The 10,748-nt window shown below is 37.5% G+C and carries 9 protein-coding genes; 1 reads left to right on the top strand and 8 read right to left on the bottom strand.

Annotation, left to right across the window (positions count from 1 at the left end; translation table 11 throughout):
• Nucleotides 1-124 precede the first annotated feature (124 nt).
• Nucleotides 125-1,363, bottom strand: coding sequence for a response regulator (locus H4J75_RS06750; RefSeq protein WP_070376559.1), 1,239 nt, complete (start codon nt 1,361-1,363; stop codon nt 125-127).
• Between the two features lie 248 nt (nt 1,364-1,611).
• Nucleotides 1,612-2,268: a PilZ domain-containing protein gene (locus H4J75_RS06745; RefSeq protein WP_182221700.1), complete on the bottom strand. Its 657-nt coding sequence runs from the start codon at nt 2,266-2,268 to the stop codon at nt 1,612-1,614.
• A 423-nt stretch (nt 2,269-2,691) separates the two neighbouring features.
• Between H4J75_RS06745 and H4J75_RS06740 the strand changes: the two genes are divergently transcribed.
• Nucleotides 2,692-4,272 (top strand): MCP four helix bundle domain-containing protein, encoded by a 1,581-nt coding sequence (locus tag H4J75_RS06740; RefSeq protein ID WP_182221699.1) that lies wholly within the window; start codon nt 2,692-2,694, stop codon nt 4,270-4,272.
• Nucleotides 4,273-4,370: 98 nt separating this feature from the next.
• On the opposite strand, the gene H4J75_RS06735 is transcribed toward H4J75_RS06740, so the two are convergent.
• The 6 genes from H4J75_RS06735 to H4J75_RS06710 all read right to left on the bottom strand — a co-directional run bounded on the left by H4J75_RS06735 (nt 4,371) and on the right by H4J75_RS06710 (nt 10,636).
• Complete coding sequence (locus tag H4J75_RS06735; RefSeq protein WP_182221698.1) at nt 4,371-5,972, bottom strand: diguanylate cyclase domain-containing protein; 1,602 nt, start codon at nt 5,970-5,972, stop codon at nt 4,371-4,373.
• Nucleotides 5,962-6,393: a hypothetical protein gene (locus tag H4J75_RS06730; RefSeq protein ID WP_259364614.1), complete on the bottom strand. Its 432-nt coding sequence runs from the start codon at nt 6,391-6,393 to the stop codon at nt 5,962-5,964. The genes H4J75_RS06735 and H4J75_RS06730 overlap by 11 nt, the downstream gene beginning before the upstream one ends.
• Nucleotides 6,393-7,652: a hypothetical protein gene (locus H4J75_RS06725; RefSeq protein WP_220465255.1), complete on the bottom strand. Its 1,260-nt coding sequence runs from the start codon at nt 7,650-7,652 to the stop codon at nt 6,393-6,395. Before H4J75_RS06725 ends, H4J75_RS06730 begins: the two co-directional genes overlap by 1 nt.
• Before the next feature lie 356 nt (nt 7,653-8,008).
• A complete protein-coding gene (gene fghA / locus H4J75_RS06720; RefSeq protein WP_220465254.1) occupies nt 8,009-8,860 on the bottom strand; it encodes an S-formylglutathione hydrolase in 852 nt (283 codons plus the stop codon).
• 110 nt (nt 8,861-8,970) lie between these two features.
• Complete coding sequence (locus H4J75_RS06715) at nt 8,971-10,101, bottom strand: S-(hydroxymethyl)glutathione dehydrogenase/class III alcohol dehydrogenase (RefSeq protein ID WP_220465253.1); 1,131 nt, start codon at nt 10,099-10,101, stop codon at nt 8,971-8,973.
• Nucleotides 10,102-10,309: 208 nt separating this feature from the next.
• On the bottom strand, nt 10,310-10,636 hold the full coding sequence (locus tag H4J75_RS06710; protein ID WP_146797193.1) for a multidrug efflux SMR transporter: 327 nt from the start codon (nt 10,634-10,636) through the stop codon (nt 10,310-10,312).
• Nucleotides 10,637-10,748 lie beyond the last annotated feature (112 nt).

The raw sequence follows: 10,748 nt of genomic DNA, 5'->3' as shown, positions 1-10,748 counted from the left end.
TTGTTATAAACGTTTTCATCAATCACACGTCGCTACTGAATACTCTTATTATTTAGCGTATTAATTGATGAAATCGTCGGCCACTTACCCACGGCACGAATAGTTAACGGAGGGTTGTGATTGTTTATCTTTTTTCAATTAAAGGAATGTTATTTTCCTTAAATAGCTTAGCAACAACGCCTTGCGTTAAAGGTTTAATGAGATAACCTTTTGCGCCTAGTTCAATAGCTTTTTTTACTATTTGTTTATTTTTATTACCGGTTAACATAATAAGTGGCGTATCTACATTTTTGCCGTTGCCCTGTTTCATTTGTCCTAAAATATATAAACCATTGGTATCGGGTAGACTTACGTCGAGTAAAACGATATCAAAACGTATATTATTAAGACAAATCAAGGCCGTTCTACCGGTACTAGCGGTTTGAACGTTGAGTTTATACTTGTGCAACAGTGTATTGGTTAAATGTATGCTAATGGGATCATCTTCAACCAATAGAATATTAATAGCGGCTGCTTTATTATCCCCTTGTACCTTATCTAATTCTTTTACCGCATCAGCGTTACTTGCATTATAAAGCTTATTAAAAGAAGCTGGCGGATGTACTTGCTCGTTTTTATCAGATTGAGCCGCTTCATTACTTTCTTGTGCTATATTTTCCACGTCACTGATTAATCCGCTGAGCAAGTCTAATGCTTTACTTTGCAGTTCCACCAGCCTAGGTCGAATTTCGTTTGAACGTATCGACGCTAAAATATTCTTGACCACATCAAGATTAATATTAACATTGTGTTTGAGTTTAATTTGCTCTGTTGCTTTACTGATAGAGTGTTCAACGTCGGTAATACTCTCTTCAAAAGACAACCTAAGTCTTTCTTTCAGCTCTAGGCCGTGCAGTACCGTTTCTCTAATTTCTTTTGCATATGACTCTTTGTTATAAATATAGTCTAAGGCAGCATTTTTTTTGAGACCAATGCCCAGCTTAGTCAGTAAATTAGAACAAACAACAACTGCACGTTTTTTCTCATAAAGCGGATTGGTAATTATATAGTCATCAATAATATCGTTATCATAAGCTTCATAAGCTTCGTTTTCTTCCCTTGCAGAAACAACAGAAACAATAAAATGTTCGCACGTTTGTCCTACTAAAACTGATTTTAGCGAGCTGTAATAGATCATTAAAGATCGTTGAAAAGAGGTTGCGTCGATTAAAATTATTTTAGGCGTTTCATCTTTAAGCTGTTTCTCAAGCTCCGGCAAAGCAGTAACAACAAGTACTTTATCAAAATGTTCAATCAACACCTTAATTAACAGCTCGCTATCTTCACGTTCGGTCGTGTATAAAATAATATTATGATGCTGCACTATAACTCCTTGACTCAACTATCTAATGCTAACCTTGTAAGTGTGTAAAACTTGCTTAGCAATATTGGCCACTCGACTTTATCAAAGTATAAGTGAGTATGTAAATTTCCCTGCTCAGGTCAATACAATCTAACACTGTTGAGCATGCTTTGGATACATTTCATCTTATCAATTAGATTAATATATAAATAAGCTAAATCAAGGATATAAAAGCAGCAAAAGTGTGATTAACAGCTAAGGTGTACGGATTAATTTGAAAACATCACTTTCATCAGCAAATTTTTAATAACATCATAAGATTCATCTTCAAATTTAACGCCAAAATAATCAATCGTCGGCGATGACTTAATATTGCAAACAATACCTTTTATTGATGTGATGTCACTTAGGGCCTTGTCAGTAATAGCGAAGGTAATGGTATCGTCTTTGGTGATAACAACATTTTCTTCCTTCTTGGCACTTAATAAACAGCCTTCTAATGAAAGATTAACCATAATACCTTTTAATAACGAATTATTGACCGAAGCTTCAATATTTAATTGCGTATCAATTCGCGTTTCTTTTCGTAGCGGTCGAACGGCTACCTGTTGCGGAATGTTCAAGACAATCATTTTTGCTGGAACAGTTATCGTGCGCTCTATACTGGTAACAAAAGCAACAACCGCGCCTTCATGCTTTTCTACGATACTTCTAACGGTGCAGGCTACCCCTTGATTAATATTGCCAGTAAGCTCAACATGACGATTTAAATCGGGTAATTGGATCAATATAAATTGCTTGGGTAAAAAACCAACAAAAACACTTTTAAATTTTATTTTTTTACTGGGGGGAATTGAGACTTCGACAATAATGGCAGAGCCAGGGGTTAGCATTGATAATGACTTTGTTACATCTTCTCGAATCATTGATAGTTCTCCTAATAAGCCATGCCCTGTAGAGTCTTAAATTGATAAGTTACCTTATCAACTCATTCATTGCAGGTTATTAAATGTGTTAAAATTAAATATATCATCGATTTTCATACTATCAATATTTATTAGCCACAAAGCGAAAAAGTTTTAATAAAAATGTAATTGGCTGCAAGTTTTTAACACTATTAAGCGCAGCAACAGGTTAAAAATAGGCTTCATAGCCTATTGTAACCGCTGATAGCTTTTAAACTATCGGCAAAAGGTTATTTACTGATGTTTTTAACCTTCATATTAAGCTATTGTTAAAAGGTAATCAGCACACCACTATCGGCTTTTAATAAGCTAATTAGTTAATATTTATTAGTATTTTTATTAGCTAAACCGTGAAACATGTAAATTTTATAAAGAGTCTTATTGATGATTGAACTTTTTCGCAACATGAAAATTTCACAAAAAATCCCATTATCTATTAGTGTTTTTATTATATTACCTTTAATCATCTCCCTTATTGCAATAAATTCAACGAACACCATTAACAAAAACGGTCAAGATATTTATGATAATTATTTTGTCAGTTTTGTTAATCTTACCGACGCTCGAAAATATTTATATGAAGAGTTTGTACTAATAAAAAGTCATATTATTTCTCCTAACGATAAGTCTATGAGAGACACTGAGCAAAAAATTAGTAATGCATCCTCCAACTTCCGTGCTTCACTGACTAAATTTGAACAAACATTAGACAGTGGCGAAGAAACCAAGCTTCTCTATAAATTCAAAACTCAATTAACAACGTTTGAGTTGTTAACCGAGCGAATTATCACTTTAAGTAAAAGCAACCAAGATATTGCTGCAGATAGACTAGCTAATGAAGAATATGGTGTGCTTTTTAATGACATGCAACTCAATATGGCGGGCATGTTAGAAACTAATATTGATGGAGCTCAAGCCCTATACAACAGTAATCATCAACATCATCAAACTACGCGATCTCTTATTATTTTGGTTACCGCTATTATTATTGCCATTGGCTTATTTATTGGTTGGCTATTGATCAGCACAATATTAGAGCCACTGCTTAAAATACAGTGCCATATAGCAAGTCTGACTCATTCAGGTGATCTTCTCCTTCAACTCGACATTGAAGGTAAAGATGAAATTAGCGAATTAGCTGAGTCATTTAATACTATGCTTGAGTCATTATTTCATGCACACAACAAGCTCATCCAAACAGAGAAATTGACCGCTTTAGGTTCTCTAGTTGCAGGAGTTTCTCATGAAATTAATACGCCATTAGGCATAGCTGTCACGATAGGCAGTACAATCAAAGATAACTTTCAAAAGTTTTCAATTCGTTTTAAAGAAAAAAAAGTAAAACGTTCTGACTTGGAAAGTTTCGAAATAGAAGTCAATGAATGCTTAGATATTTTACTGAATTCTTTAGACCGAGCTGTTGTCCTCATTCAGAGTTTTAAGCAAGTGGCTGTTGACCAAACGAGTGAGGCAAGACGTATATTTTTCTTATCTGATGTCGCAGACGAAGTGATCCGTATACATCACCATAAAATAAAACGCCTAGGGATAACCTTCGACTGCGTAATTGATAAAAATATAGAGATGGACAGTTTTCCAGGTCCTTTGGGGCAAGTGATGACTAATTTATTTAATAACGCCATTATTCATGGTTTTGAAAGTACAGACTCTGGCATTATCGCTATATCAGCTTATCTGAATAATTCAATTGTCATTATCAAAATAGAAGATAATGGTAAAGGCATACCAAAAGCGTTTATTGACAAAATTTTTGAACCTTTTTTTACTACTAAGCTTGGTGAAGGGGGTTCAGGTTTAGGCCTGAGCATCATCTTTAATATTGTCGTCAATTTACTCGGTGGTAAAATTAGCGTGGCCAGTACGTTAGGAAAAAACACCTGCTTTACCTTAGAGTTACCCTTGGTTTCGCCCCAAAAGATAACAAAAATTAATGATAATTATTAACAGTACTCGTTATAATCTTAAACACGTTTAAAACAATCAGCTAATTTTTTCTCTATCTAAAACAGGTTAACCGCACAAGATTATCAATGGCACGCTAATTATGGTTTTTGATAGAATGCTACTTGGCCTCGTCCTGATGCTTTAACTTGGTACATCATGTCGTCTGCCTTAACCATCAATTCGTGGAGTACCTTAGCGTCTTTAGGGGCAACAACAATACCAATACTTGCGCCTACCTGGCATTGCATGTTATCTGAAATATGAATGGGCTGTTCTATCTCAGCAAGAATATTATTAGCTTGTTCAAGCATTAACTCTTGGTCAAAGTTCGTCAACTGACGGGCAACAATAAATTCATCCCCTCCCCATCGAATACAGAGGTCTGTTGCCAAGTTAAAATGTGCTTTAAGACGTTTTGCTATTGCTATTAATACCTTATCCCCCGCTTCATGGCCATAACTGTCGTTAACAGGTTTAAACTTGTCTAAATCAATCATCATCAACACTAAGCTTTGTTGATTTTCTAAACAATAAAGTAAGGCATTATCTAATTTTTTGTCGCCGGAGCGTCGATTAAGTAGATGGGTTAAAGGGTCATGATCCGCTTCAAAACGTGTTTGAAATTCCCGTTCTGCTCGTTCAGTAACGTCATGTATTATTACTTCAACTAAATTACCTTGATCACTACTGCGTTCATTGCTGCGCTGCTCCGTTAATTTTGCGAATAAACAGTGCAGCCACAGCGTTTTATTGCCGATGCGGCATTCTATGTCTAGAGTGACTTGTGGACGATTCTTGTCGGCGCGAATACTCAATAACAACTCTTCGAGTTTGTCGACATTATTTAATAAGGTTGGAAAGTGTAAAGAGACCAAGTCTGTCTGTCCTGCAACACTGAAGTATTGTAAAAATGCCGGGTTGAAAGTGGTAATGGTGTTTTTTTCATCGAGCAAACAAATTCCAGCACTCGCTTGTTCAAAAATAAGCCTGAATTTACGCTCTAACTCTTGAGTTTTTTCGCGCAATGCTCGCTCATTACTAATAGTAAGGTGTAACTCATGCATCAAAGAGTTTATGCCTTTTGTTAATTTACCAATTTCATTTTTGGCACCTTGCTTCACCAACAACATCCGCATTGTTTTAGGTATACTAGGATTGATGGTAGTAAAGCTATCGGTTAACTTTTGAATCGGCTTAGTTAGCCATCTGTGCACGATCAAAGAGACAAAAAAAGCAATAATGATAGATTGTATTAGTATCAATGCCACTTCTTTTTTAAGTGAGTTTTCTACCTGTTGTTGAATATAATTATTGTCTGGATAAACAGTAAGTGTGCCAACAAGGGTATCATCAATAAAAGGATGGATTAATTGGATAACTATGCCATCTTGTGGTTTGTTAAGAGCACCACTGGAAATGCTCATTTCGCCCTCGCCGGAGAGTCTAGCCCCTTGAACTAAATCATTACTCAACAAACCACTAATAATTTCCTGTCCGAGCTCGCGATCATTTAAATAGGCAGATATCGTCGCAGTTTTTGCCATCGTTTGGGCTAATTGTTTAACAAGCAAATAGTTAGTATCTTTCTTTTCTTGAAGGCCAGCATAATAGGACAACGTTGAAGAAACCAACGCAACTAGCACGGCAACAATAGCGATCGCCAATGGAACTCTGACATAAAGATTTTGACTAATTTTCATTAAATCGATAAACCACTTTTACAGCATCAGTGAGCTGGTCTTTAGGTATATAACCAATTGAATATGGTGAACTGTATAACTTGTTCAAAGCATCTTCAATTGAAATAGCCGCGATCGGCGGTTTAGCTCGCCCAGAGAACAGTAACCTTGCCCAGTAAGCGTTTATTTTTTGCTCATTTTTATTAACTAATTGCAGATAAAAGTCATTCTTCAATAGTGATTCAGAGGGCAAATCTAGTGGCTGTGCCATTTCACCGTCAGGAAAAGTTAAATAACGCCCCATATAAATGTCAATCACTTCGCGCTTAGATAATGAGTTAATCGCATTGTCTTTATTGACCACAACAACAAACTCGGTACTCACAGCATCAAAGTTGAAAATAGCCAATCCAATCATTAATAACAGGGGGTTTTTCATCATTAAAACACCATGTTCGCACTAACAGTAAACACATTAATTCTATGCTCTTTTTCAACATTTTCCGGATCACTTATCCCCCATAACCCACCACCAAAAGGTTGAACATCAAAGTGATCAATTTGCGCTTTAACGATCAAATTTTCTGACGCCTGCCATTTTACGCCAACATTAATTGAATGTTGGTGCACCACTAATCGGTCTACAGCCTCTTTTGAAGCAAGTGCTAACTGTTGTAATGGAAAGGTTACTTGTATTGGCGTACCAGGAAGAAATTGGGGCGCAGTAACTGTGGTTATCTTATGGCGGTTCTCTGAAATAGAAACACTGGAAAAAAGCGTCACTTTATCTAAACGATAACCGACACTCACATAGCCATTAATATTTGATGAAGCGACCAACCAAGGAGACTCTGAAATACCTATTTCAGATTGAATTAACCAATTATCACTATCGTAGGTTAATCCTAAAGCAGCATATTCAATACTATGGTTTTTTGTGTCAAAACTTGCTGATAGCGACGCTGCTTGTGGCCACACAGGAGCTGGCACAGAGTTTAATAAATCAATAAACTCATTTAATGCCTCGAACTTATAGTCTCCGACATCAGCTTGTGATACAGAAAATCGCATGGTCCAAGCATCAAGTACGTAGGTTGCGCTAAAAGTCATTAAATGGTCAAAATCAATAAGAAAGTCTTGGCCACTCGCTTTTAATTTTGCAGTCGTGTTACCCGCAGCTAATTTTAACCGTAAAAAACCATCATTAATTGATTGGCTGTATTCAATATCTACACCATCAAATTTCCCCGCTGTACTTGCAAAAGAGTAATACTCATGTGGCGGACGTACCCACAAATAAGCGTATCCCACGTGCGGGTATTCTGAAAGTAAATAAAGGTCACTGTTTAATCTGCCCGCACGAATAGCCCAATTACGAGAAGGACGGTAGCGCAAAAAAGCTAATTCGAGGTAGTTTTCAAAGTCTGTATTCGCGTGATCTTCTAGGACAAATTGCACAACAGAATCCCAGTTATTAGCCAAGGATATATTGGCTTGCCCCCCTAAAATTGAGTCACGGGTAGCTGACCAGCCTGTATCGTCAATATTCAAATAATTGGGACTAAAAGCAATATCAGGATCGTCACTATAACTAAGGGCTAAAGAGGCAAAACCACTAAATTCAACTTTTATGTCATCGGCATAGGCATTATAAGTAACGCCTGTGAAAATTAAAGCTGTGGCGAAAATAAATCGATACAAGGTAGCAGCCTTTTTTCGTTTGATAATATTGAAGATATTAATGATAACAGATAGCTCATTTATTTGCCTATTGTTCGACCATAAAATACCACGACTTCTTTAACGAGTGCTAGACTAACGTCTGTGTTTTGAATTAATAGACTTTTGAGGTTCGTCTCAGGAGGATAACGCATAAACCTATGCTTAATCAGCAAAATAAATGGCGAATCTTGGACTGCGAAATAATGGCTTGGATATTGGCTTGGCTAATGTTGGATAATATATTTAACAAACACTTGTCCTAGCAAGAACAACATTATTTTGGTCTGGTTAAGTGTAATCAACCGCTTGCCCCTTAGGGCATTTTCCCTTAATACTTATCTTTCTAAGTGCTCGGCATGAAAACGCAAATGCGCTTCAATAAATGAAGAGATGAAATAGTAACTGTGATCATAGCCTTCATGAATGGTTAACTCTAATGGGTAACCACTCATTTTTGCTGCAGCCTCTAGCGTTTCTGGTTTTAATTGCTCTTTCAAAAAGTCATCTGCACCACCTTGATCAACTTTGGCAGGAATAAACTGTTTTGCTATACGCATTAATTCACTGGCATCATGCTGGTACCAACTTGCTTGGTCTTTCCCCAAGTAAGCGCTGAAAGCTTTTTTGCCCCAAGGCACCTTAATCGGGTTACAGATCGGACTAAAGGCTGACATTGAACGATAACGTTCAGCGTTTAACAAACCAATAGTCAGTGCCCCGTGTCCGCCCATGGAATGTCCACTAATAGCGCGCTTATCTGACACTGGAAATGTGGCTTCAATAATTGCTGGCAGTTCTTTAACCACGTAATCATACATCTGATAGTGACGGCTCCAAGGTGCTTGGCTAGCATTAAGATAAAATCCTGCGCCCTGACCCAAATCATAACTATCGTCATCAGCTACCTCTTCACCTCTTGGACTAGTATCAGGAGAAACAATAGCAATGCCTAACTCAGCAGCTACTCGCAGTGCGCCGGCTTTTTGCATAAAGTTTTCATCGGTACAGGTTAGACCTGAAAGCCAGTAAAGCACAGGCACTTTTTTGCCATTATTAGCCTGTGGAGGCAAGAAAATGGCAAAGCGCATGTTAGCGTTTACGGTTTTAGAATGGTGGCTATATTGCTTGTGCCAGCCACCAAAAATTTTATTTACACTGATACTTTCAATTAAAGGATCAATTGTCATAGGGTAACCTCAAGACGCTCCCCTGCTAATTACTGCAATAAAAGGGCAACGCCATACTATTAATGTGAGTGACTATCTTTCTAAAGACAGATGCGGGTTATTTATATCGCCTATTTATCAAAATGAATAACACTGCGAATACTTTCTCCTTTGTGCATTAACTCAAACGCTTCATTAATGTCTTCAAGACTCATGGTATGAGTAATAAAATCGCTCAAGTTGAATTCTCCGGCTAAATAACGTTCAACATAATCTGGCAACTCAGTACGACCTTTAACACCGCCAAATGCAGAACCACGCCATACACGACCCGTTACCAGTTGAAATGGACGGGTTGATATTTCTTGTCCGGCACCGGCAACACCAATGATCACTGATTCTCCCCATCCTTTATGACAACATTCTAAGGCAGAGCGCATTAGGTTAACGTTACCAATACATTCAAAAGAGTAGTCAACACCGCCATCGGTCATTTCGACAATCACATCTTGAATAGGCTTGTCGTAGTCTTTGGGGTTAATAAAATCGGTAGCACCCAATTTTTTCGCAAGTTCGAATTTACTTTCGTTAATATCGATAGCAATAATTCGACTAGCTTTCGCCATGGTCGCGCCAATCACTGCAGACAATCCAATACCGCCAAGGCCAAAGATAGCAACAGTTGCGCCCTCTTCAACTTTTGCTGTATTCATGACTGCGCCCATGCCGGTGGTAACACCACACCCTAGTAGACAAACCTCTTCTAATGGTGCTTCTTTATTAACTTTCGCTAATGAAATTTCTGGCAAGACGGTGTATTCAGAAAAAGTTGAACAGCCCATATAGTGAAAAATAGGCTGACCATCTTTGTAAAAGCGGGTCGTGCCATCTGGCATCAAACCTTTGCCTTGTGTCTCACGAATTTTTTGGCAAAGGTTGGTTTTACCCGATAAACAGAATTTACATTCACCACACTCTGGTGTGTATAATGGAATAACGTGATCGCCTACCTTAACACTGGTTACACCTTCACCTATTTGTTCAACAATACCACCGCCTTCGTGACCTAAAATAACGGGGAAAATTCCTTCTGGATCCTCTCCAGATAAGGTAAAGGCATCGGTATGACAAACACCAGAGGCAATAACCTTAACTAACACCTCTCCTTTTCGAGGTAGCATGACATCGACTTCTTCGATAGATAGGGGCTGATTAGGGCCCCAAGCAATAGCCGCTTTCGATTTTATAAATTTATCTGACATCGTTATTCTCACTTTTCAATTAATAGATATTTTGATGGGATTAGCATCTAGTCGAATTTGTTACAGTAACATTAGTTTACTCAACTTATTTAAAGATGATAATACGCCTAATACGTAATTAACTTTTACCCCTTGGTAACAATCTAAAGGACATAGTTACCAAAAAGTGAAAGCATTTTGTTAAAAATTTTGATCTACATTGTTCATCTTAATGACTGTGTCCTTGGGCAAGATTTATCATAGCAATACCAACAGCAACTAACCCCATGCCTAGCCATGTTGTTAAATCAAGATGCTGACGGTAAATCAAAGCAGACAATAAAGTCACGGTTATAATGGCAAGCCCGGCCCATAGCGCATGGACGATACCAACTGGCATGCCTTTCATTGCTTGACCTAAAAAAATGAATGCTGCTAAATGTCCAAGTAAAACTAAAGCACTTGGCAGTGGTTTACTAAAACCATCAGTCTCTTTTAATGCTACATGAGACATCGCCTCAGCAGCGACACCTAAAAAAAGGAATAACCAACTCATCTTTATTTCCTATAATGTTATACGAACGGTCACTGTTAAAGGTCTAAAGTAATTTTAAATAAGCTACTTTTGTGGCCACTAACAATGTCTTGTTGGTGGCTAGTATAGTTAT

Origin of the sequence: Colwellia sp. BRX10-1 (assembly GCF_014077545.1) — a bacterium.
In the GTDB taxonomy this organism is placed as follows: Bacteria; Pseudomonadota; Gammaproteobacteria; order Enterobacterales; family Alteromonadaceae; genus Colwellia_A.
The sequence above is the reverse complement of the archived record's forward strand: the minus strand, read 5'-3'. Positions and strand labels throughout refer to the sequence as shown.